The sequence below is a fragment of the Modestobacter sp. VKM Ac-2979 genome, assembly GCF_026967995.1.
Lineage (GTDB): Bacteria > Actinomycetota > Actinomycetes > Mycobacteriales > Geodermatophilaceae > Modestobacter.
This window is the reverse complement of record NZ_JAPVBO010000003.1, coordinates 313,671-335,701: the sequence shown is the minus strand read 5'-3', so window position 1 is coordinate 335,701 and position 22,031 is coordinate 313,671. Positions and strand designations below refer to the sequence as shown.

The 22,031-nt window shown below is 73.7% G+C and carries 21 protein-coding genes; 3 read left to right on the top strand and 18 right to left on the bottom strand.

All coding sequences use genetic code 11. The features are described from left to right. Window positions 1–19: 19 nt before the first annotated feature. Window positions 20–865, top strand: a complete 846-nt coding sequence (locus tag O2W15_RS10430) for a hypothetical protein (RefSeq protein WP_269165434.1) — start codon at window positions 20–22, stop codon at window positions 863–865. Between the two features lie 37 nt (window positions 866–902). Here O2W15_RS10430 and O2W15_RS10425 read toward each other — a convergent pair whose 3' ends face one another. From O2W15_RS10425 to O2W15_RS10415, 3 genes are all read right to left on the bottom strand, one after another. Continuing rightward, the gene (locus tag O2W15_RS10425) at window positions 903–3,047 is read right to left on the bottom strand and encodes an intein-containing Rv2578c family radical SAM protein (RefSeq protein WP_269179368.1); all 2,145 of its coding nucleotides are present in this window, start codon (window positions 3,045–3,047) and stop codon (window positions 903–905) included. 88 nt (window positions 3,048–3,135) lie between these two features. Further along, a complete protein-coding gene (locus O2W15_RS10420) occupies window positions 3,136–3,618 on the bottom strand; it encodes an Lrp/AsnC family transcriptional regulator (RefSeq protein WP_269165436.1) in 483 nt (160 codons plus the stop codon). After that, on the bottom strand, window positions 3,593–4,744 hold the full coding sequence (locus O2W15_RS10415; protein WP_269179367.1) for a M24 family metallopeptidase: 1,152 nt from the start codon (window positions 4,742–4,744) through the stop codon (window positions 3,593–3,595). Before O2W15_RS10415 ends, O2W15_RS10420 begins: the two co-directional genes overlap by 26 nt. Window positions 4,745–4,819: 75 nt before the next feature. Between O2W15_RS10415 and O2W15_RS10410 the strand changes: the two genes are divergently transcribed. After that, the gene (locus O2W15_RS10410; protein ID WP_269179600.1) at window positions 4,820–5,728 is read left to right on the top strand and encodes a 5'-3' exonuclease; all 909 of its coding nucleotides are present in this window, start codon (window positions 4,820–4,822) and stop codon (window positions 5,726–5,728) included. A 9-nt stretch (window positions 5,729–5,737) separates the two neighbouring features. Here O2W15_RS10410 and O2W15_RS10405 read toward each other — a convergent pair whose 3' ends face one another. The 8 genes from O2W15_RS10405 to O2W15_RS10370 form a co-directional block, all read right to left on the bottom strand. Further along, window positions 5,738–6,316, bottom strand: coding sequence for a DUF4333 domain-containing protein (locus O2W15_RS10405; RefSeq protein ID WP_269179366.1), 579 nt, complete (start codon window positions 6,314–6,316; stop codon window positions 5,738–5,740). A 69-nt stretch (window positions 6,317–6,385) separates the two neighbouring features. After that, the gene (locus O2W15_RS10400; protein WP_269179365.1) at window positions 6,386–9,211 is read right to left on the bottom strand and encodes a DEAD/DEAH box helicase; all 2,826 of its coding nucleotides are present in this window, start codon (window positions 9,209–9,211) and stop codon (window positions 6,386–6,388) included. 82 nt (window positions 9,212–9,293) lie between these two features. Next, a complete protein-coding gene (locus tag O2W15_RS10395; protein ID WP_269165441.1) occupies window positions 9,294–10,178 on the bottom strand; it encodes a diacylglycerol/lipid kinase family protein in 885 nt (294 codons plus the stop codon). A 16-nt stretch (window positions 10,179–10,194) separates the two neighbouring features. After that, window positions 10,195–11,106, bottom strand: a complete 912-nt coding sequence (gene tatC, locus O2W15_RS10390; protein ID WP_269165442.1) for a twin-arginine translocase subunit TatC — start codon at window positions 11,104–11,106, stop codon at window positions 10,195–10,197. A 43-nt stretch (window positions 11,107–11,149) separates the two neighbouring features. Next, window positions 11,150–11,476, bottom strand: a complete 327-nt coding sequence (gene tatA, locus O2W15_RS10385) for a Sec-independent protein translocase subunit TatA (RefSeq protein WP_269165443.1) — start codon at window positions 11,474–11,476, stop codon at window positions 11,150–11,152. Window positions 11,477–11,579: 103 nt separating this feature from the next. Beyond that, a complete protein-coding gene (locus O2W15_RS10380) occupies window positions 11,580–11,786 on the bottom strand; it encodes a hypothetical protein (RefSeq protein ID WP_269165444.1) in 207 nt (68 codons plus the stop codon). A gap of 51 nt (window positions 11,787–11,837) precedes the next feature. Beyond that, window positions 11,838–12,803: a helix-turn-helix transcriptional regulator gene (locus tag O2W15_RS10375; RefSeq protein WP_269179364.1), complete on the bottom strand. Its 966-nt coding sequence runs from the start codon at window positions 12,801–12,803 to the stop codon at window positions 11,838–11,840. Then, the gene (locus O2W15_RS10370) at window positions 12,800–13,777 is read right to left on the bottom strand and encodes a helix-turn-helix transcriptional regulator (protein ID WP_269179363.1); all 978 of its coding nucleotides are present in this window, start codon (window positions 13,775–13,777) and stop codon (window positions 12,800–12,802) included. Before O2W15_RS10370 ends, O2W15_RS10375 begins: the two co-directional genes overlap by 4 nt. Window positions 13,778–13,829: 52 nt before the next feature. Between O2W15_RS10370 and O2W15_RS10365 the strand changes: the two genes are divergently transcribed. Continuing rightward, window positions 13,830–14,948 (top strand): DUF3866 family protein, encoded by a 1,119-nt coding sequence (locus tag O2W15_RS10365; RefSeq protein ID WP_269179362.1) that lies wholly within the window; start codon window positions 13,830–13,832, stop codon window positions 14,946–14,948. 130 nt (window positions 14,949–15,078) lie between these two features. Here O2W15_RS10365 and O2W15_RS10360 read toward each other — a convergent pair whose 3' ends face one another. The 7 genes from O2W15_RS10360 to dop form a co-directional block, all read right to left on the bottom strand. Next, window positions 15,079–15,828, bottom strand: a complete 750-nt coding sequence (locus O2W15_RS10360; RefSeq protein ID WP_269179361.1) for an SDR family oxidoreductase — start codon at window positions 15,826–15,828, stop codon at window positions 15,079–15,081. 404 nt (window positions 15,829–16,232) lie between these two features. Then, on the bottom strand, window positions 16,233–17,591 hold the full coding sequence (gene pafA / locus O2W15_RS10355; protein ID WP_036332674.1) for a Pup--protein ligase: 1,359 nt from the start codon (window positions 17,589–17,591) through the stop codon (window positions 16,233–16,235). Window positions 17,592–17,650: 59 nt separating this feature from the next. Continuing rightward, window positions 17,651–18,574 carry a proteasome subunit alpha gene (prcA, locus tag O2W15_RS10350; protein ID WP_269179360.1) on the bottom strand — a complete coding sequence of 308 codons (924 nt, stop codon included), beginning with the start codon at window positions 18,572–18,574 and terminating at the stop codon, window positions 17,651–17,653. 3 nt (window positions 18,575–18,577) lie between these two features. After that, on the bottom strand, window positions 18,578–19,420 hold the full coding sequence (gene prcB / locus O2W15_RS10345) for a proteasome subunit beta (RefSeq protein WP_269165450.1): 843 nt from the start codon (window positions 19,418–19,420) through the stop codon (window positions 18,578–18,580). Window positions 19,421–19,532: 112 nt separating this feature from the next. After that, window positions 19,533–20,165, bottom strand: a complete 633-nt coding sequence (locus O2W15_RS10340; RefSeq protein ID WP_269179359.1) for an endonuclease VII domain-containing protein — start codon at window positions 20,163–20,165, stop codon at window positions 19,533–19,535. A 23-nt stretch (window positions 20,166–20,188) separates the two neighbouring features. After that, window positions 20,189–20,398 carry a ubiquitin-like protein Pup gene (locus tag O2W15_RS10335; RefSeq protein WP_269179358.1) on the bottom strand — a complete coding sequence of 70 codons (210 nt, stop codon included), beginning with the start codon at window positions 20,396–20,398 and terminating at the stop codon, window positions 20,189–20,191. Between the two features lie 110 nt (window positions 20,399–20,508). Then, entirely contained in the window at window positions 20,509–22,014 is a 1,506-nt protein-coding gene (dop, locus tag O2W15_RS10330; protein ID WP_269179357.1) for a depupylase/deamidase Dop, read from the bottom strand. Between the last annotated feature and the right edge of the window lie 17 nt (window positions 22,015–22,031).

Sequence of the window (22,031 nt, the reverse complement as noted above, 5' to 3'; positions counted from 1 at the left end):
ATAACGGTAGTGTGTCGTCATGCCAGGTGCATGGCAGCCGCCGCTGCCCGACATGCCTGCCCCTCCACCGGCCCGCGCCTGGGCCCGGCTGCCCGTGCCGCCGGGGTACGAGCCGCAGTGGCGGCGACTGGTCGAGGCGGCCCTCGAGCAGGGGCTGGGGCCGGACGCGCTCGCCGAGACCGGCCTGGAGCCGCTGGCCGCGGCCCGCGACTGGAAGCCGGCCACCGTCGCCCTCTACAGCAAGGTCGCTCGCTACGGCGGAGTCGGAGTGCCGAGGGCGACCACCCCCGAGCCCGACCCGGTCACCCTCGACCTGCGGGAGCTGACCCGGGTGCGCAGCGAGGCGCCGGAGCACCTGCGCTCGGTCGCGTGGTGCGCGCTCGCGCTGGGCTGGCCGGCCACGGTGGGGCAGTTCCAGGGGTTGCGCCGGGACCAGGTGCAGGCGACCGGACGCCGCCTCGTCGTGTCCACCGAGGACGGCGGGTGGTCGGTGCCCGGTGCGCTGACCGCCTGGCACGCCTGGGAGGAGGTCCGCAGCCGGTTCCCCGGCCTGGCGGCGAGCCCATGGGTCCTGCCGGCGCTGCGGCGGGGCCCGGGGCCGAACTCGCACGTCGGTGGGCAGCTGTCCACGCAGGCGCTGCAGGTGACGTTCGCCAAGCACGCCGTGCGCACCGCGACGGCCATGCGCGCCACGGCTCCGCCGAGCCGCCGTGCGGAGGTCGAGGAGCTGGCAGCGGACTACCTGACGCTCTCGTACGACTCCTACCGCCGGCTGGCGCTGGCCGGTGGTGCGCCGCCGGTGGGCCCCCGCGGCGCCGTGCGGGCGTTGCGCACCGTGGGCCGTCGTGCCCGACTGGCCGGCTGACCCGGCTCCCCTCCCCCGGTTCTGCCCGACGCCGGGTTCAGCACAGCGACAACTGCTCGGGCGCCTCGTCGATGGGCGCGGGCTCCGGCCGTCGGGTGGGCAGGCTGCCGGCGGGGAAGCCCACCGACTCGTCGCCGGGGAGGCCGAGGCTGCTGCCGGCGTCGACGCCGCGCGCCACTCCCCCGCTCTGCCGGTCCAGGCCGTACCGGGCCAGCACCGGGGCCACCCGGCCGGCGAGCCAGCTGCGGTACTCGGCCGGCACGTAGGCGCCTCGGCCGTAGAGCTGGCGGTACCGGCCGACCAGACCGGGGTGCTCCCGGGACAGCCAGGCGGTGAACCACTCCCGGGCGCCCGGGCGCAGGTGCAGCGGCAGCACGGTGACCCCGGTGGCCCCGGCCGCGGCGATGGCGCCGATCGCCGCCTCCAGGTGCTCCATCCGGTCGGTGAGGCCGGGCAGCACCGGGGCCAGGAACACCCCGCAGGGCAGCCCGGCGTCGGTGATCGCCCGCACCAGGTCCAGCCGCGCACGGGGCGTGGGGACGCCGGGCTCCAGGGCGGCGTGCAGATCGTCGTCCCAGATGGCCATCGACACCCCCATCCCCACCGGGACGTCGCGGGACGCGGCGGCCAGCCGGGGGACGTCGCGGCGGGCCAGCGTGCCCTTGGTCAGCACCGAGAACGGGGTGCCGGACCGGGCCAGGGCGTCGATGATCCCGGGCATCAGCCGGTAGCGGCCCTCGGCCCGCTGGTACGGGTCGGTGTTGGTGCCCAGCGCCACGTGCTCCCGCTGCCAGGACGGGCGGGCCAGCTCCCGCCGCAGCACGTCGACGAGGTTGGTCTTGACCACGATCTGCTGGTCGAAGTCGGCCCCGCTGTCCAGCTCCAGCCACTCGTGCGTGCCGCGGGCGAAGCAGTTGTGGCTCACGACGCCGTTCGCGATGAAGTCGCCTGTCCCAGTGGTGATGTCGTACATCGGCATCTCGAGACCGAGGTCCTGGACCTCGGTCACTCGTAGATCAGCCGTGCTCGTGATGGCTGTGCCCTGTACCCGGCACTTGCGGCGGATCGCCGGGTCGACCAGGTGGATGAACCGCAGGTGCTCTTTCAGCCCGCCGCGCAGGCGGACGGTCCGTACCCGGTTCGCCAGGCGCCTGTCCTCCAGAACGCTGTCGAAGCCCAACGCGGTGAAGGCGGCACTCGTCCGCTCGAGCATCTCGTCATCGGCGTTGGTGATCCGCAGGACGTGTTGGCTCCGGCTGCCCTCGGCGTCGAAGACGCCGGCCAGGAAACCCCGCTGCCAGGCACCCGATGGCTGTTCCGGCCAGGCGATGAGCTCGGAGATCCGAGCCACGGAGGCGGCTGACGACGTCCTGATGGCGCTCATCGCCCGGCGCTCGGGGGTGACAGCGGAGAACTCGAACCAATCGGTCGACACCCCCGCCTGGGCCAAGTAGGCCTGAGAGCGCTGAAGACCCTCCTGGTCCGCCAACGCCAGCCGGAAACGGTGCACGTTCCCATGGACCCGCCCGGCTCGCTCGTAGCGGTACACCTTGAGGTGGGCGTCGCCGCGGACCATGCCGGTCAGGTAGCCGCGCCGGTAGTCCTCGCAGGGGAGGACCACCGGAGCCGAACGGCCGAAGCCGAGCAGTTCGTCGTTCGTCGTCAGATGCGGGCGTTGACCCGTTCCGCAGCTCGCACCGGTGACGTGCTTCCAGCCACGCCCGGTGAGGAACCTATGGTCACCACTCGCGACGAGAACGGTGCCGTCGGCAAGTGTCACCCGATGAGCTGGTTTGACCGTCGACCAGTGCGCCAGCACCTCGGTCTCGACGTACCGGCGGTAGCGGTCGCCTTTCTCTGTCCCGATGATCCGGTCCCCCACCTGCAGTTCCGCGATCGCGCGCTGAGAGCCGTCCGCCATGAGCACCTGCGTGTCTCCCGACAGGCAGTACACGCACGCATGGGAGCAGCCCCGGTAGGGGTTGATCGTGTGGCCGAACGGCATCGCCGAGCCCTTCGGCACCGCGTTCAGCGCGCTCTTGGCCCGCACCTCGTGGAAGGTCAGGCCCGGGAACTCGGGCACCTGCACGCTGCGCAGCAGGCCACGCACGTCGGGCAGCCCGGGCAGGGTGCTGGGCTCGTCGAAGTCCAGCCGCTGAGCATCCCACCGCATACCGGTCATTCGAACACACGTTCGACGGACCGTCCACCGGCCCCTCGCAGGGGCCCGCCGCGAGCCTGCGAGCGGAGGGGGGCGAGGGGGTCCTTCCTCAGACCGGTGGGCGGTCCTCGTAGAAGGTGGAGAGGACGACGGTGGTCCGGGTGGTGACGTTGGCCGCCGACCGGATCTCGTGCAGCAACGCCTCCAGCGCGTCGGGCGAGGCCACCCGCACCTTGAGGATGTAGCTCTCCACCCCGGCCACCGAGTGGCAGGCCTCGATGGCCGACAGGTGCGCCAGCCGGGCCGGTGCGTCGTCGGGCTGCGCGGCCTCGATCGGGGTGATGGAGACGAAGGCGGTCAGCGGCAGCCCGAGCCCCTTCGCGTCCAGCTGCGCCGCGTAGCCGGTGATCAGCCCGCGCTGTTCCAGCCGGCGGACCCGCTGGTGCACCGCGGACACCGACAGCCCGACCCGGTCGGCCAGGTCGGTGAAGCTGGCCCGGCCGTCGCGGGCCAGGGCGCTCAGCAGCTCGCGGTCGACGTCCTGGGCCGCCGGCGGCCCGCCCGGCTCAGCCGGGGAGTTCGACGAGCTCACGGGGACCGTTGTTGAGGTTGCGGACGCCGTCGTCGGTGCAGACGACGATGTCCTCGATCCGGGCGCCGTAGCGGCCGGGCAGGTAGATGCCGGGCTCGACCGAGAAGGCCATCCCCGGCTCCAGCGGCAGGTCGTTGCCGGCGACGACGTAGGGCGCCTCGTGGGTGTCCAGCCCGATGCCGTGCCCGGTGCGGTGGATGAAGTGCTCACCGAAGCCGGCCTTGGTGATGACGTCGCGGGCGACGGCGTCGATCTGCGCGCAGGTGACCCCGGGGCGCACCGCGGCGACGGCCGCCGCCTGGGCCCGCTGGAGGACGGCGAACCAGTCGACCAGACCGCGGGCGGCGTGCCCGCCGACCAGGTAGGTGCGGGTGCAGTCGGACCGGTAGCCGGTCGCCGTCTCCCCGCCGATGTCCACGACGACCATGTCCCCGGCCTCCACCACCCGGTCGGAGACCTCGTGGTGCGGGCTGGCGCCGTTGGGGCCCGAGCCGATGATCGTGAAGTCGACCCCGACGTGGCCCTCGGCGAGGATCGCCGCCGCGACGTCCGCGCCGACCTCGGCCTCGGTGCGGCCGACCCGCAGCCACTCCCCCATCCGGGCGTGCACCCGGTCGATCGCCGCACCGGCGATCGCCAGCTCCTCGACCTCGGCCGGCGTCTTCACCATCCGCAGCCGGTCGATGACCGGGCTGGCCAGCTCCAGCGCCGAACCCGGCAGCGCCCGCTGGATGCCCAGCGCGTGCTCGGCCCAGGTGCGGGACCCGACTGCCACCCGGACCGGCGCGCTGCCCAGCCGGGCGGTGACCGCCTCGGCCAGCCGGGCGAAGGAGTCGTCGGTCTCGTCCCAGGGCAGCACCTCCAGGCCCAACGACCCGGCCGGGGAGGCCTCGATCATCGGCGCCTCCAGCCGCGGCACCACCAGCAGTGGCTCGCCCCGGCGGGGCACGGCCAGCGCGGTCAGCCGCTCCATGGCGTGCGCGTCGTAGCCGCACAGGTAGCGCAGGTCGGAGCCGGGCGTGACGACGACGACGTCGATGTCGAGCTCGTCGGCGAGAGCGCGGGCGGCGTGCACCCGGTCGATGGACACCAGCGGGGAGGAGGGAGAGGGAGAGACGGCGACCACGTCCGCAGACTAACCAGCGGGAGCGACAGCCCCGGACGTCGTCATCGCACCGTTACCGTGCCCGGCGTGACGACGATGCTCCTGGACGCCGCGAGCCTCTACTTCCGTGCCTTCTACGGGGTGCCGACCAGCGTGACCGGACCGCACGGCCGGCCGGTCAACGCCGTCCGTGGCTTCCTGGACATGACCGCCCGGCTGGTCGTCGCCCACTCCCCCACCCGGCTGGTCGCCTGCTGGGACGACGACTGGCGTCCGGCCTTCCGGGTCGCCGCGCTGCCCAGCTACAAGGCCCACCGGGTCGCGCAGGAGGGCGGTGAGGAGGTGCCCGACGAGCTCGGGCCGCAGGTGCCGGTGCTGGTCGAGGTGCTCGCCGCCGCCGGGCTGACCCGGGTCGGCGCCCCCGGCTACGAGGCCGACGACGTCGTCGGCACGCTGGCCACCCGGGCCCGTGGGCCGGTCGACGTGGTCACCGGCGACCGGGACCTGTTCCAGCTGGTCGACGACGCCCGCGCCGTGCGGGTGCTCTACACCAACCGCGGCATCAACGACCTGGAGTTCGTCGACGAGGCGGCCGTCGCGGCGAAGTACGGCATCCCCGGCCGCTCGTACGCCGACTTCGCGGTGCTCCGCGGCGACCCCAGCGACGGGCTGCCCGGGGTGTCCGGCGTCGGGGCGAAGACGGCGGCGGCGCTGATCAACGAGTTCGGGTCACTGGCCGGCATCCGGGAGGCGGCTGCCCGCACCGCCGTCCCCAGGGCCCCGCTCACCGCCGCGGTGCTGAAGAAGCTGCACGCGGCCGCCGACTACCTCGATGCCGCACCCGAGGTGGTCGCCGTCGTCACCACCATCGACCTGCCACCGGTGGACGGCGAGCTGCCCCGCCGCCCGGCTGACCCCGACGCCCTGGCGGCGCTGGCCGAGGCGCACGGGCTGGAGTCCTCGGTGCGCCGGCTGGGGTCGGCGCTGGGGTGGCCGCAGGACTGAACGGCCCGGTCAGCTCACCGCCCAGGTGTAGTCGCCGTCCTCGCCGGTCAGCGTGATCGTGATGCCGACCGGTTCGCCGTCGACGGTCCGGCCCGCGCAGGAGTAGGCGGCGCCGGCGCGGACCGGGAGCTCGTCCTCGCAGCTGAGGTCCAGGGCGACGCCCTCCCGGTCCTCGAACTGGCCGGCCACGGCGCGCTCCACCGCCGCCGGGTCGAGCCGGGTGGCGCCCAGCGGAGACGGCAGGGTCAGCGCCGCGACCACCAGCAGGACCGCCAGCGTGACCAGGACCAGCTTCGGCGAGCGGGACCGTCTCCTGGCCGGCTGCGCCGGCGAACCCCAGCCCCCGGGCGACCCGAACTGCGCGGACGGCGGCCCCCAGCCACCGGGCTGCCCGTACTGGCCCGGCTGGCCGTACCCGGGGGCCTCCCCCCAGCCCTGGTACCGCGGTGGCTGCCCCGGTCCGCCCGACGGCGGACCCCAGCCGCCCTGCGGGCCGCCCCATCCCGGCGCCGCCGGCCGGGGACCGTGCTCCCGGTCCGGGCGGGCCCAGGGGGACTGCGGGTCCTCGCCCTGCGGCGGCTGGCTCATCGTCGCTCCTCGATCGGCTCCCCGGTGCGGTGCACCGGGGACGGCCGATTGTGGCCCACCGGCCGCGGATCAGTCGGTGACGGCGACCGCGACCACGCCGCGGCGCACCCGGCCCACCGCGGCCCGCGCGATGCCGGCCAGCGGAGCGTCGGCGACCTTGGCGAGCTGGTCGAGCAGGTCGACCAGCTGTCGCGCCCAGCGGACGAAGTCGCCGCCGGAGAGCTCGGTGCCGGCCTGCTGCGCCCCGGCCAGCACCCGGTCCAGGCTCTGGCCGTCGGCCCACCGGTAGGCGGCCCAGACGAAGCCCAGGTCGGGGTCACGGGTGACCGGCACGGAGTGCTCGCGCTCGAGGTCGGTGAGCGCGGTGTGCACCCTGCGCATCTCGGCGAGCGCACCGGCGACCTTGCCGGCCGGCACGGAGGGCTGGGCGGCGCTCTCCCGCCGCGCCTCGAACACCAGGGCGGAGACGCAACCGGCCAGCTCGGCGGGGGTGAGCCCGCGGAACACCCCGGCCCGCAGGCACTCGGCGGTCAGCAGGTCGGTCTCCGACCAGATCCGGCCGAGCCGGCGGCCCGCCTCGGTGACCACCGCTGCGGGCGGGGCGTCGTCCTGCGCGGGGTCGGGGTGCAGGTAGCCCAGCTCGGTGAGGACGTCGCAGGTGCGGTCGAACTGCTGGGTCAGCGAGCTGGTGCGGTCGGCGATCTGCCGGCGCAGCCGCTCGCCGTCCCGCACCTCGCGCAGCCAGCGGTCGGCGGCACGCACCCGCTCCTCCCGGTCGGGCAGCCCGTGCACCGGGTGGGCGCGCAGCGCGTGCCGCAGGTCGGCGAGCACCGGGTCGTCGTCGGCCGCGGACCGCCCCTTGGTGCGCCGGGCACCCAGGCCGTTCTCGGCGCGGGCGTTGCGCAGGGTGGAGGCGAGGTCGCGGCGGGCGTGCGGGCTGCGGTGGTTGAAGTTCTTCGGCACCTTGACCCGGGCCAGGGCGCTCACCGGGGACGGGAAGTCGACCGATCCGAGCCGGCCGGCCCACTTGTCCTCGGTGAGCACCAGCGGCCGGGGGTCGGTGAGCTCGGTGACCCCGGGGTCGAGCACCACGGCGAGGCCCTGGCGCCGTCCGCTCGGCACCCGGATGACGTCGCCGGCGCGCAGCGCAGCGAGGGACTCGGCGGCCTCCAGCCGGCGCTTGGCCTGCGAGTCCCGGGACAACGCCTTCTCCCGCTCGGAGATCTCCATCCGCAGCCGGGCGTACCCGGCGACGTCCAGCACCGCGGCGCTGAGCCCGGCGTTCATCTCCTTGAGCAGCCGGGCGGCGTCCTCCTCGTGCCGGGCGGCCGAACGGGCCAGGCCGACCACCGACCGGTCGGCCTGGAACTGGGCGAAGGAGGCGGCGAGCAGCTGACGGGCGTGCGCCCGGCCGAAGGCGCCGACCAGGTTGACGGCCATGTTGTAGCTGGGCCGGAAGGAGGAGCGCAGCGGGTAGGTGCGGGTGCTGGCCAGCCCGGCGACGGCCGCCGGGTCGACCCCCGGCGCCCAGACGACGACGGCGTGCCCCTCGATGTCGATGCCGCGCCGGCCGGCCCGGCCGGTGAGCTGGGTGTACTCCCCCGGCGTCACGTCGGCGTGGGCCTCGCCGTTCCACTTGACCAGCCGCTCCAGGACGACGGTGCGCGCGGGCATGTTGATGCCCAGGGCGAGGGTCTCGGTGGCGAAGACCGCCTTGGCCAGGCCGCGGACGAAGCACTCCTCGACGGTCTCCTTGAACGCCGGCACCAGCCCGGCGTGGTGGGCGGCGAAGCCGGCCAGCAGCCCCTCCCGCCACTCCCAGAAGCCGAGGACGTGCAGGTCCTCCTCGGGCAGCGACCCGGTCCGCCGGTCGATGATCTCGGCGATCGCCCGGCGCTCGGTCTCGTCGGTCAGCCGCATCCCCGAGGCCAGGCACTGGTGGACGGCGGCGTCGCAGCCGTTGCGGCTGAACACGAAGGTGATCGCCGGCAGCAGCCCGGCCCGGTCCAGCCGCTCGATGACCTCCGGCCGGGACGGCGGCCGGTAGCGGGGCTTGTGGCTGAACCCGCCGCGGGATCCCCCACCGCCGTGCCAGCTGTCGTGCCGACGTTCCTGCTCGTGCACGTACCGGACGAGTTCGGGGTCGACCACCGCGCGGCCGCGCTCGCGGGTGGACAGCCCGCGCGGGGTCTGCTCCCACTCCCCCGCGTGCGCCGCCGGCCGCAGCGCGAACAGGTCGAACACCCGGCCGCCCACCAGCATGTGCTGCCACAGCGGGATCGGCCGCACCTCGCTGACCACGACGGCCGTGTCCCCGCGGACGGTGACCAGCCAGTCGGCGAACTCCTCGGCGTTGCTCACCGTCGCCGACAGCGAGACCAGCCGGACGTGCTCGGGGAGGTGGATGATCACCTCTTCCCACACCGCGCCGCGGAACCGGTCGGCGAGGTAGTGCACCTCGTCCATCACCACGTAGCCGAGGTCGGTGAGCGCCGGGGAGTCGACGTAGAGCATGTTGCGCAGCACCTCGGTGGTCATCACGACCACCGGTGCGTCGCCGTTGATGGCGTTGTCCCCGGTGAGCAGCCCGACCTTCGCTGCCCCGTACCGGTCGCAGAGGTCGCGGTACTTCTGGTTGCTCAGCGCCTTGATGGGCGTGGTGTAGAAGGCCTTGCGGCCCTCCTGCAGCGCCTTGTGGACGGCGAACTCCCCCACCACGGTCTTGCCGGCACCGGTCGGGGCGCAGACCAGCACACCGGAGCCCTGTTCCAGCGCCTCGCAGGCCTCGACCTGGAACGGGTCCAGGGAGAAGCCGAGTTCGGCGGTGAAGTCCGAGAGGGTGGGGTGTGCGTTCCGCCGGCGGGCAGCCGCATAACGCTCAGCCGGGCTGGACATGCCCCCACGTTAGGCGCTCTCCCCCCGTGCCACCGGTCGTCCCTCGCGAGCACCGAAATGGCCATTGTGGTGGTACGGCGGGTCAGCCGAGGACGGTGAGGGCGCCGGGTACGCAGACGGTCGTGGCCGGGAGCGCGCAGATCGGCTCACCGTCGGCCCAGGTGGTCAGGCCGGCGCCGGTGAGGCCGACCTCCCGGCCGCGCAGCACGGTGACGGCGGGGTGGTCGACGTGGCTGCCGGCGGCCAGCCGGGGGCGGGTGCGCACCAGCTCGCGACGGCTGACCGGCCCGATGACGACGACCTCCAGCAGCCCGTCGGCCGGGTCGGCGCCGGGGGCGATCCGCAGCCCGCCGCCGTACCAGGGGGTGTTGCCGACCGCGATCAGGGTCACCTCGTGGTGGCGGACGGCGCCGTCGACGGTGAGCGTGACCGCGCGGGGACGCAGCTGGGCCAGCTCGAGCAGGATCGCGATGTCGTAGCGGCGGGGGCCGCGTGGCCAGCGCAGCCGGTCGGCTCGCTCGGTGACCGCCGAGTCGAAGCCGCAGCACAGCACGGTGGCCCACCACCGCTCGCCGGTGCGCGCGGCGTCGAGCTGCCGGGTGCGGCCGGCGTGCAGGTCCGCGGTGAGCGCGGCGGCGGCCCGCACCGGGTCGGCCGGCACCCCGAGGGCGGTGGCCAGGTCGTTGCCGCTGCCGGCCGGCAGCAGCGCCAGCGGGGTGCCGGTGCCGGCCACGGCCTGGAGCGCGGCGTGGGCGGTGCCGTCGCCACCGAGCGCGGCCACCGCCCCGACCCCGTCGCCCACCGCGGCCGTGGCCAGCCGTTCCGCCTCCGCCCGGGTGCTGGCGGCCAGCACCCGGGCTCGCACCCCACCGGCGGTCAGCGCTGCCACGACGGCGGGAACGGCCCGGGCTGCGCGGCCCCGCCCGGCGGCGGCGTTGACCAGGACGGCCACCTCGGGCCGCGTCATGCCCGTGTGGATCGACTCAGCGTCGGAGGTGTTCCGGCTCGTCGAGCGGGCTCGGGGTGGTGTCCAGCGGGCTGGCCACGTCGATGCTCGGGGAGGCCTCGTCGTCGTCCAGCCCGGCCAGGCCCGCCGCGGCCTCGCGCTTCGCCCGCCGCTTGTCCACGAACCGGGCGATCTGGATCGCGATCTCGAACAGCACGCACATCGGCGCGGCCATCAGCAGCATGGTGAACGGGTCCTGCGTGGGGGTGATGAACGCGGCGAACACGATGGTGAGGAAGTAGATCCACCGCCGGCTCTTGGACAGTGCCTCGTAGGAGAGGACACCGATCAGGTTCAGCACCACCGCGATGAGCGGCAGCTCGAAGCTCACCCCGAAGGCGACCAGCAACGAGATGACGAAGCCGACGTACTCCTGCGCGGTCAGCGCGACGGTGACGCCGTCGCCGGCCAGGCCGATCAGCAGCTCCAGGCCCTTGGACAGCGCGATGTAGGCCAGCGCGGCACCCAGGGCGAACAGGCTGCTGGACGCCGCCACGAACGCGACGCCGTAGCGCTTCTCGCTCTTCTTCAACCCCGGGGTGAGGAAGGCCCAGACCTGGTACAGCCAGAACGGCGCGGCCAGCACCACACCGACGATGAAGCTGATCTTCAACCGGATCAGCGCACCACCGAGGACGTCGATGACCAGCAGGTCGCAGTCGCCGTCGGGCTGGTTGGGCAGTCCACGGTCGCCCGCGGCCAACCCGCAGTACGGCGCCCGGATGAACTCACCCAGTCCCTGCTCGTACCACCAGAACGCCACCGCGGTGCCGATCAGCACGAAGAACAGCGCGATGCCGATGCGGTTGCGCAGTTCGCGCAGGTGGCCGATGAGGCTCATCGTCGCCGCGGCGTCCCGTTCGGGACGCCGCGGTCGACGGTCACGCACTCGCCCTGCCAGGGTCACGGGCGGCAGCGGTCGGTGCTGGGGGTCAGCGCGTGCCGTCGGCGGCTGCCGACGAACGCACCTGCTCCGCACGCGCCCGGGCCTCGGCGGCGCGGGCCTCGGCGGCGGCCGCCTCGGCCTCGTAGTCGACGGCACCCGGGGTCACCGCGGGGGCGATGATCTCACCGGTGACCGGGGACGTGCGGGCCTCGTCCTTGGCGCGCACGTCGTCGTCCTTCATGCCCTTCATCTCGGACTTGAAGATGCGCATCGAGCGCCCCATCGAGCGGGAGGCGTCGGGCAGCTTCTTGTAACCGAAGAGCAGCAGGACGGCCAGGATGATGAGGCCGATCTCCATGGGGCCGAGGTTCATCGGACTCCTCCTAGTCGTGGCGGACGTGCCGGGCCGACTCTACGCCGGGAACGCCGTGGGTCCAGGGCTGCGGACGGCTGTACGCACGCCGTCCACCTCGGGTTCAGTCGTCGGCCTCTGCGCGGTCGGCGCGCAGGGCGGCGGCCCGCTCCGCCGAGGCCTGGACCTCGGTGAGCACGGGACGGACGTCCCGCTCCAGCGCCCGCAGTTCGCGGTCCAGCCGCCCGGCGGCACCGAACACCCCGTACCCGACGACGCCGAGCACCAGCAGGGCGAGCACGGGGACGACGATCCACACGATCAGCAGCACGGGGCCGAGCCTAACCGGCGCTGCCCGGCCGGGGCTCCGCCGAGCTGCCGGTCAGTCCGCGTACCGGGCCAGTGCAGCGCGGGCCTCCTCGGCGACCCGGGTGGCGAGCTCGACCGGCTCGTCCACGGTGGCCGCCCCGCCCAGCGAGGCGACCAGGCGGCGGGCCCAGGACAGGTCCGACGTCCGGACCGTGACCGCCAGCCCACCCGGTGGGTCGGTGACCTCGGTCTGCTCCTCCACCGGGTAGTAGTCGGCGACCCAGCGGGCGGTGCGGGCCAGCCGCAGCCGGACCAGCGGCTCCTCCGCGCCGGGCTGGTAGAGCCCGTCGTCCAGGTCGCGCTCGTGCGCCTGGGGTGGTGGGGCGGCCGGCTCCTCGAGCACCGCGACGTCGTCGATCCGGTCCAGCCGGAACAGCCGTACGCCCTCGGCGTTCCGGCACCACGCCTCCAGGTACCAGTGGCCGTCGACCAGCAGCAACCGCATCGGGTCGACGGTGCGCTCGGTGCGCTCGTCCCGGCTGGGCACGTAGTAGTGCAGGTGCAGGGCGCGGCGCCGCTCCACCCCGTCACGGACGACGGCGAGGGACTGCGCCCGGGTGTCGACGCTGACCGCCACCGGCGCCCGCACCTCCGCCGGGTGCCCGGCCGCGGCCGAGACCTTGGCCAGCGCCCGGCTCACCGCCTCGCCCTCGGCCAGCCCGGGCAGCTTCAGCAGCGTGCGCAGGGCGACGATCAGCGCGACCGCCTCGTCGGTGGACAACCGCAGCGGGCGGACCATCCCGGCGGTGAAGGTGATCCGCACCCGGTCGCCCTCGAAGGCCAGGTCGATGAGGTCGCCCGGGCCGTGCCCGGGCAGGCCGCAGACCCAGAGCAGGTCCAGGTCGCGGCGGAGCTGGACCTCGGTGACCCCGAAGTCGGCGGCCGCGTCGGCCAGCCGGACGCCGTCGGGCCGGGCGGTCAGGTAGGGCACCAGGGCCAGCAGCCGGGTCATCCGCTCGGCCGTGCTGGGCGCCGTCATGCCCGCTCCCCCACGGCGGCCAGCCGGCTGAGCCGTTCCACGACCGCCTCGCGCATCCGCTGTGGCGCCTCGACGAGCACGTCCGGGCCGTAGGCGGCCAGCTGGTCGGCCAGCGCCCAGGGCGTGGTGGTGCGCAGCTCCAGCCGGTCGTCGCCGTCGTCCGCCGCGCCCAGCGGGGTGGCGTGCCGGCGCAGGCCGATCGCGGTCCCCGGTCGGGCCCGGACGACGACGATCTGCTCCTCCCGTCGCTCCGAGCCGGCCACCACCGAGGCGAGGTCGAGGTCGGCCGGCGGCTCGAAGGCGTCGACCGGGCCGCTGGCCCGCGGGGTGCCGGTGACCCGGGAGAGCCGGAAGACCCGCGCTGCCTGCCGGTCGAGGTCGTGACCGACCAGGTACCAGCGGCCGTGCCAGGCCACCAGGCCCCACGGCTGCACCCGGCGGCGGCTGGCGGTCTGCTCGTCGGGACGGCGGTAGTCGAAGGCGAGCGCCCGGCGGTCGCGCGCCGCCGCGTAGCAGGGTTCGAAGGCGGGCTCGCCGGCGTCCAGGCGCGGCTGGATGGACAGCCCCCGGGACTGGTCGACCTCCACCCCGGCGGCGCGGAGCTTCACCAGGGCGCTCTGCGCGGCGCCGGCCAGCTGCGCGGACTGCCACAGCCGGAGCGCCAGCCCCACGGCGGCCGCCTCCTCCCCGGTCAGGGTGATCTCGGGCAGCTCGTAGTCGGCCCGGGCGATGCGGTAGCCGTCCTCGGTGTCGAAGGCGCTGGTGCGCCCCGTCTCCAGGGGCACGCCGATCTCCCGCAGCTCGGCCTTGTCCCGCTCGAACATCCGCTTGAACGCCTCGTCGGCGCGGTCGGTGCCGTCGTCGGGCTCGTAGCCGGGGACGATCGAGCGGATCTTCGCCGCCGAGACGTACTGCCGGGTCCCGAGCAGGGCGATGACCAGGTTGACCAGTCGTTCTGCCCGCTTGGCTGCCACGGGGACAGGCTAGTGCGCGGCGGCCGGCGCCCTCGCTGGTTAGCCTCCCCCGGTGACTGATGCACCGTCTCCCGCTCCCGGCTCCCGGATCCGCTGGCGCCGCGGCCAGGTCACCGAAGTCGGCCGGTCGTGGCGGGACGCGCAGGAGCTGACCGTCGAGGTGCCCGAGGACGGCACGCTGAAGGCGCTGGCGCACCCCTCCCTCGTCGGGCTGCCCCGAGTGGGCGACGAGGTGCTGCTGAACACCACCGCCTGGGCGCAGCGGCTGGGCACTGGCGGGTACGCGCTCGTCGTCGCCGTCCCCGACCGGCTGCCGCCGGACCCCACCGGCCCCGGGCACCTGGTGAAGGGGCGGTACACGCCGCTGCAGGTGACCGTGCAGGGCGTCGACGAGCAGGACACGCCGCACCACGACACCATCGCCGGCGCCGAGGACCTCGACGGCATGCCGGTGGTGGTGGCCGACCTGCACTCGGCCCTGCCCGCAGTGCTGGCCGGCGTGCACGTCACCGACCCGGCGCTGCGCGTCGCGTACGTGATGACCGACGGCGGGGCGCTGCCCGCGGCCTTCTCCCGGACCCTGGACACCCTGGCCAGCTCGCTGGCCGGGGTGGTCACCGTCGGGCAGGCGTTCGGTGGCGACGTGGAGGCCGTCACGGTGCACACCGGGCTGCTGGCCGCGCGGCACGTGCTCCGGGCCGACGTCACGATCGTCACCCAGGGGCCGGGCAACCTGGGCACCGGGACGCCGTGGGGATTCTCCGGGGTCGCGGCGGGCGAGGCCTGCAACGCCGTGCACGTGCTGGGTGGGCGGGCCGTCGGCGCGCTGCGCATCTCCGACGCCGACCCGCGCCCCCGGCACCGCGGCGTCTCGCACCACTCGCTGACCGCGTTCGGCCGGGTCGCGATGGGCGGCGTCACCCTGGTGGCGCCCCGGGGGCTCGGTTCGGAGCTGGGCACCCAGGTCGAGGAGGACCTGGCCGGGCAGCCGGAGCGCAACCCGGTGGAGTGGGTGGACTCGCTCGGGCTGGAGGACGCGCTGGCCGCCTCACCGGTCCGGCTGTCGACGATGGGCCGCGGCCTGGCCGAGGACCGCGCCTACTTCCTGGCCGCGGCCGCGGCCGGGCGGTTCGCCGCCCAGCTCACGCTGTTCGGCCCACCCCTGGCCTGAGCGCGCTCGCGCCGGGAGACCCCGTCCTCGGCGCGGGCAGTGGCAGTGTGCTGGCATCTCCGGCGTTGAGTTGGGGATAACGGTCCGATGACGGCAGTGACCCACCCGCTCACCGCTGGTGCTCACCGGCTCAGCCCCCGCGGCGGAAGCCGCCCTCGGCGTCGAGGGTCTGGCCGGTGACCGAGCGGGCGTCCGGGCCGGTCAGCCAGGCGACGACGGCGGCCGCCTCCGCCGCGCGGTTCCAGCGCCCCCGGGGCATCAGCCGGGCCACGCCGTCCTGCTCGGCCGGATCGGCCCAGCCGGTGTCCGTCGGGCCGGGGTTCAGGCAGTTGACGGTGACGTCGGCGTCGATGAGCTCGTCGGCCAGGGACAGCGTCATCTGCTGGACCGCCCCCTTGCTGATCGCGTACGGCAGTTCCCGGGACATCGGCCCGCGGTGCTGGCCGGAGGTGAACAGGACGACGGCGCCCGGGCCGGCGGCCGGCTCGTACTGGGCGGCGAAGGCCTGGGTGAGCAGCAGGCTGCCGCGGGCGTTGACCGCGAAGCAGAGGTCGACCTCGGCGGCCGTCACCTCGGCGAGCCGGCCCACGGCGCTGCGGGCGTGCGCGGCGACCAGGGTGCTCAGCGGCCCGACGGCGTCCCGGGCGGCGGCGACCAGCTCGCCCGGCGCCGCTGGCTCGGCCAGGTCGGCGCTGACGTGCGGCGGGTCCCCCAGCTCGGCGAGGACGGCGGCCAGGTCGTCGCCTCCCCACGGCTGCTCCGCGTCGTGCGGCGCCCAGGACTGGACCACCACCCGGTCCCCGCGGTCCAACAACCGCCGCGCGACCGCGAAGCCGATGGAGCTGCGGCGGCTGACGCCGGTGACGAGTGCAGTGCCCACCGCGGCAGTGTGGTCCGCAGCTCCGTGCAAGGCGAACGGTTTGCCGGGCCGACGGTACGCCGGGCCGGGTGCCCCTGCGGGACGGCCTCCCCCTCCCCGTTGGTGCTGCGGTCGGTCTTCCCGGAACATGTGGCCGGAAGTTGGGGATAACGGTCGTACAACGACACGTCGATCGGGGGCGGCAGGCGGCGGCGCGCTCCGTGCGGTTCGGCGCCGACCGTGAGCCGACGTGGGGCGCGCCTGGCCGGGGCACAACCGAGCCGGGCACCGTACCGTCCGTGAGCGCGTCCTGAGCGTCCGCGCGGGACACCGAGGTGGGTGGTCACGCACGGTGCGCGCCGGACTGGAAGGTCACGGCGACGGTGTGGGCCCCTGGCGGCTCACCGCCGCAGTGTCCCCGGACGTCACATGGACGCGATGAGCTTCTCCACGCGCTCGTCGACGGACTTGAACGGGTCCTTGCACAGCACGGTGCGCTGGGCCTGGTCGTTGAGCTTGAGGTGCACCCAGTCGACGGTGAAGTCGCGGCGCTTGTCCTGGGCGCGGCGGATGAACTCCCCGCGCAGCTTGGCCCGGGTGGTCTGCGGCGGGACGTTCTTGGCCTCGAAGATCGCCGGGTCGTGGGTGACCCGCTCGACCTGGCCGGCCTTCTCCAGGAGGTAGTACAGGCCGCGGTTGCGCCGGATGTCGTGGTACGCGAGGTCCATCTGGGCGACCCGCGGGCTGGACAGCGACAGGTCGCGCTTGGCCATGTACCGGTGCAGCAGCTGGTGCTTGATGGCCCAGTCGATCTCCCGGTCGATCAGCGAGAGGTCGCCGCTGTCGACGGCCTTGAGCGTGCGCCCCCACAGCTCGAGCATCTGCCGGTGCACCGGGCCGTAGCCCTCGCGGTCGACGAACTCGGCGGCGCGGTCGTGGTACTCCTGCTGGATCTCCAGGGCCGACATCTCCCGGCCGTTGGCGAGCCGGACCTTGCGGCGGCCGGTGAGGTCGTGGCTGATCTCCCGGATCGCCCGGATCGGGTTCTCCAGGGTCATGTCCCGCAGCACCACACCCTGCTCGATCATCCGCAGCACCAGGTCGGTGATGGTGACCTTGAGCAGCGTCGTCGTCTCGCTCATGTTCGAGTCGCCGACGATGACGTGCAGCCGGCGGTACTTCTCGGCATCCGCGTGCGGCTCGTCGCGGGTGTTGATGATCGGCCGGGACCGGGTGGTGGCGCTGGAGACGCCCTCCCATATGTGCTCGGCCCGCTGGCTGACGCAGTAGACCGCGCCGCGCGGGGTCTGCAGCACCTTGCCCGCGCCGACCACCATCTGCCGGCTGACCAGGAACGGGATCAGCACGTCGGCCATCCGGCTGAACTCGCCGTGCCGGCCCACCAGGTAGTTCTCGTGGCAGCCGTAGCTGTTGCCGGCCGAGTCGGTGTTGTTCTTGAACAGGTAGATGTCGCCGGTGACGCCCTCTTCGTTCAGGCGTTGCTCGGCGTCGACCATCAGCCCTTCGAGGATCCGCTCGCCGGCCTTGTCGTGGACGACGAGCTCGGTGACGTCGTCGCACTCGGCCGTGGCGTACTCGGGATGGCTGCCGACGTCGAGGTAGAGCCGGGAGCCGTTGCGCAGGAACACGTTCGAGCTGCGGCCCCAGGAGACCACCCGGCGGAACAGGTAGCGGGCAACCTCGTCGGGCGAGAGGCGGCGCTGCCCCTTGAAGGTGCACGTGACGCCGTACTCGGTCTCGATGCCGAAGATCCGTCGTTCCACCCCGCCGAGCCTAGGCGTCCGCGGCGCACTCGGCTCGTGTCCCGAGTACGCCGCGCCGCTCACTGCTCGCTGTCCGGAGTCTCGCCGTCGGTGCCGCCGCCGGCGCCGGCGCCGTCCTGCGTGCTCGGCTGGGCGGAGGCCTGCTCGGTGCCGCCGGCGGTGTCCACGGCCGCCGGGTCGCCGAGGCCCGGCGGGGTGCCGGGCGCCGGGGCACTGGGCGCGTGGGTGGCGGCCGCCTCGGCGGGGCTCTCGGCGGGCTCTGCAGCCGTCTCCTGGTCGGACAGCAGGCTGGTCAGCGCGGCGCCGACGACCCGGCGGAACGCCCGCTTCGGACGCCGTCGGTCGAGGACGGCGACCTCGAGCTGCTCGGCGGGCAGCTGGTCGTGCGCCCCGCCGTTGGCCGCGGTGGCCGGGCTGACCGCGGACAGCGCCCGGACACCCACCCGCAGGGCCTCCGCCAGGCTGAGGCCGGCGGTGAAGTGCTCACGCAGGTGGCTGCTGACGGCCTCGGCCTGCCCGCCCATGACCACGAAGGAGGCCTCGTCGACGATCGACCCGTCGAAGGTGAGCCGGTAGAGCTGGTCGGAGGCGGAGTCCTCCCCCACCTCGGCGACGCAGAGCTCGACCTCGAAGGGCTTCATCTGCTCGGTGAAGACCGCGCCGAGGGTCTGCGCGTAGGCGTTGGCGATGACCCGGCCGGTGACGTCGCGCCGGTTGTAGGAGTAGCCGCGGACGTCGGCCAGCCGGATGCCGGCGACCCGCAGGCTCTCGAACTCGGAGTACCGGCCGACGGCGGCGAAGCCGATGCGGTCGTAGAGCTCGCTGACCTTGTGCAGCGTGGCGCTGGGGTTCTCGGCGATGAACAGCACGCCGTCGGCGTAGGTGAGGACGGCGACGCTGCGACCGCGGGAGATGCCCTTGCGGGCGTACTCCGAGCGGTCCCGCATGACCTGCTCGGCCGAGGCGTAGTACGGCATGGTCATGGCTCAGCCCTGCCCGTCTGCGGCCGAGCGCTCGGCGACGATGGTGGTGGCGATGGCGGCGACCTCGTCGTCCGGGAGCCGGACGGCGCCCTCGGCGTCGACCCGGTAGACGATCGGGTAGAGCCGCCGCACGGTGTCGGGGCCGCCGGTGGCGGAGTCGTCGTCGGCGGCGTCGTAGAGCGCCTCGACGAGGGTGCGGGTCGCGGCGTCGGCGGACAGGCCGGGGCGCCAGGTCTTCTTCAGGGAGTTGCGGGCGAACAGCGAGCCGGAGCCCACCGAGGAGTAGCCGCGCTCCTCGTAGTTCCCGCCGGTGACGTCGTAGCTGAAGATCCGGCCCGGGCTGACGCCCTCGGCTGCGTCGAGGTCGTAACCGGCGAACAGCGGAACGACGGCGAGCCCCTGCATCGCGGCACCGAGGTTGCCCCGGATCATCGCGGCGAGGCGGTTGGCCTTGCCGTCGAGGGACATCGTCATCCCCTCGATCTTCTCGTAGTGCTCAAGCTCGACCTGGTAGAGCCGGACCATCTCGATCGCGATGCCCGCGGCGCCGGCGATGCCGATGACCGACCAGGAGTCAGCCGCGTAGACCTTCTCGATGTCCCGGCTGGAGATCAGGTTGCCCATGGTCGCCCGCCGGTCGCCGCCCATCAGCACGCCGCCGTCGAAGGTGGCGGCCACGATGGTCGTGGCGTGCGGGGCGAGGTCAGCCACGGACATCGTCGGGACGGTGCGCCGGCCGGGCAGCAGGTCGGGGGCAGTGGTGCCCAGGAAGTCGGTGAACGAGGAGCCCACCCGGTCCAGGTACGCGGGCGGGAACCCGCTCCGACCAGCTGACGTCTCGGTCACCCATCCGCCTCTCCTGCCGTCGTGCGACGGCGGTCCGTGCTGCTGCGTCTGCTGCGCCGGACGGCCGCGGAGCTGCCGGGTCGACGCCCCGACGACCCTACCGGCGGGCTCGTCAGTCGGTCGGCCACCACTGCTGACCCGGGGGCGGGCCGACCAGCTGGCCTGCACGATGCGACTCGACGTAACGGGCGGCCACCCGGAGCAGCGCCGGGTCGTCCTTGAACTGCCCCAGCCCGCCGTTGCAGTTGAAGCACAGCAGCGATCGGACGGCGCCACTGTCGTGATCGTGATCGACGTGCGCCGCCGGCGCCTTGGCGCAGATCGCGCAGAGCCCGCCCTGGTCAGTGAGCATGGCGTCGGCCTCTTCAGCCGTGATCCCGTACCGCCGCTTGAGGTGGTACGTGCGCGCCCCGCCGAGCTTGTCCTTGGAAGCCTTCCCGCGGGTGTTGTGGCAAGGCTTGCAGTAGGCCGACCGACCAGACGACTGGCTGGCATTGCGCACGAACTGCTCAATGGGCTTGACAGAAGAGCAGTCCGGGCACCACTTCTGACCAGCAGGGACGTCGACCTCCCGCCGATGGCGGGTCTTCGGTGGCCCCTTCCGCGCGTCCTTGGACGCATTCAGCCGTCGACGTGCGTGGACCTTGCAGTAAAAGCTCAAGCCGTCCGCCCTCCGGCGGTCGGACGTGAACTCCCCTGCTGGGCGGACTTCGCCGCAGTCCTTGCAGTACTTCGAGTCAGCCATTTTCGGACTATTCGCCGGAATGGCTATTGGCCGCCCTTTTGCACATAGCTCTTAACAAATTCCTCGGCGTTCTCCTCTAGGACGCCGTCGATCTCGTCGAGGATGGAGTCGACGTCGTCGGTCATCTCCTGGCGCCGCTCGGCTGCCTCGGCGTCGACCGACGCCTCGACCTCCTCGGTCTCCTCGCGCGTGCGCGTGGCCTTCTGCTGCCCGCCGGTGTCCCTCGTGGCCATCTCACCCTCCGGAGCTCGCTGCTGGGTCGGTCCTGAGGCAGAAGCTACCCGCGCCGGGTGACAGTCCGCCGCGTTCGCGGGCTCCCCCTGAGATGGGCACCGCCGTCAGGTCAGCGCGCGGTGATCCGGTCGACCAGCTCGGCCGCGGTCGACGTCGACTCGAACAGCGCGCCGACGTGCTCCCGGGTGCCCCGCAGCGGCTCCATGGTCGGGATGCGCACCAGGTTCTCCCGGCCGACGTCGAAGACCACCGAGTCCCACGACGCCGCGGCGACCTGGGCCGGGTAGCGGCGCAGGCACTCGCCGCGGAAGTAGGCGCGGGTGTCCGGCGGCGGGCTGGTCATCGCCCGGGTCACCTCGTCGTCGGTGAGCAGCCGCTGCATCGAGCCACGGGCCACCAGCCGGTGGTAGAGCCCCTTGTCCGGCCGGACGTCGGAGTACTGCAGGTCGACCAGCTTCAGCCGGGCGTCGCCCCAGCTGAGCCCGTCGCGCTGCCGGTACCCCTCCAGCAGCCGGAGCTTGGCCGGCCAGTCCAGCCGGTCGGCGAGCCGCATCGGGTCCACAGCCAGCTCGTCGAGCACCTCGGCCCACCGGAGCAGCACGTCGGCGGTCTGCTCGTCGTCGTCCCCGCTGTCGGCGACGAACTTCTGGGCCTGGGCCAGGTACTCCCGCTGCACCTCGATCGCGGTCAGCCGGCGGCCGTCGCGCAGTCGCACCCGGTGGGTCAGCGACGGGTCGTGGCTGATCGCCTGCAGCGACTCGACCGGCTCCTCGATGGTGAGGTCCTGGGTCAGTGCCTTGGCCTCGATCATGGCCAGCACGAGCGCCGTCGTCCCGACCTTGAGGTAGGTCGACAGCTCGGCGAGGTTCGCGTCGCCGATGATCACGTGCAGCCGGCGGTAGTCGTCGGGGTTGGCGTGCGGCTCGTCCCGGGTGTTGATGATCGGCCGCTTCAGCGTCGTCTCCAGGCCCACCTCGACCTCGAAGAAGTCGGCCCGCTGGGACAGCTGGAAGCCCTCGGTGCGGCCCTCGGTGCCGATCCCGACCCGGCCGGCGCCGGCGAAGACCTGGCGGGTGACGAAGAACGGGATGAGCCCGCGGATGATGTCGATGAACGGCGTCGACCGGCTCATCAGGTAGTTCTCGTGCGCCCCGTAGGAGGCGCCCTTGCCGTCGGTGTTGTTCTTGTAGAGCTGGATGGGCTGGGTGCCCGGCACCCGGGCGGCGCGGCGGGCCGCCTCGGCCATCACCTGCTCCCCCGCCTTGTCCCACAGCACGATGTCCCGCGGGTTGGTGACCTCCGGCGTGGAGTACTCCGGGTGGGCGTGGTCGACGTACAGCCGGGCCCCGTTGGTGAGGATGACGTTGGCCATCCCCGCGTCGTCGTCCAGGTCGTTGTGGTCCAGCGCCTGGGCCGGCGAGAGGTCGAACCCGCGGGCGTCGCGCAGCGGCGACTCCTCCTCGAAGTCCCACCGCGGCCGGCGCGGCGTCGGCGCCTCGGCCACCGCCCAGGCGTTCACCACCTGGCTCGACAACGTCGTCGGGTTCGCCCCTGGTTGCCCCGGCACCGAGATGCCGTACTCGAGCTCCGTGCCCATCACCCGTCGCACGCTCATGCCGTCAGGCTAGGCGG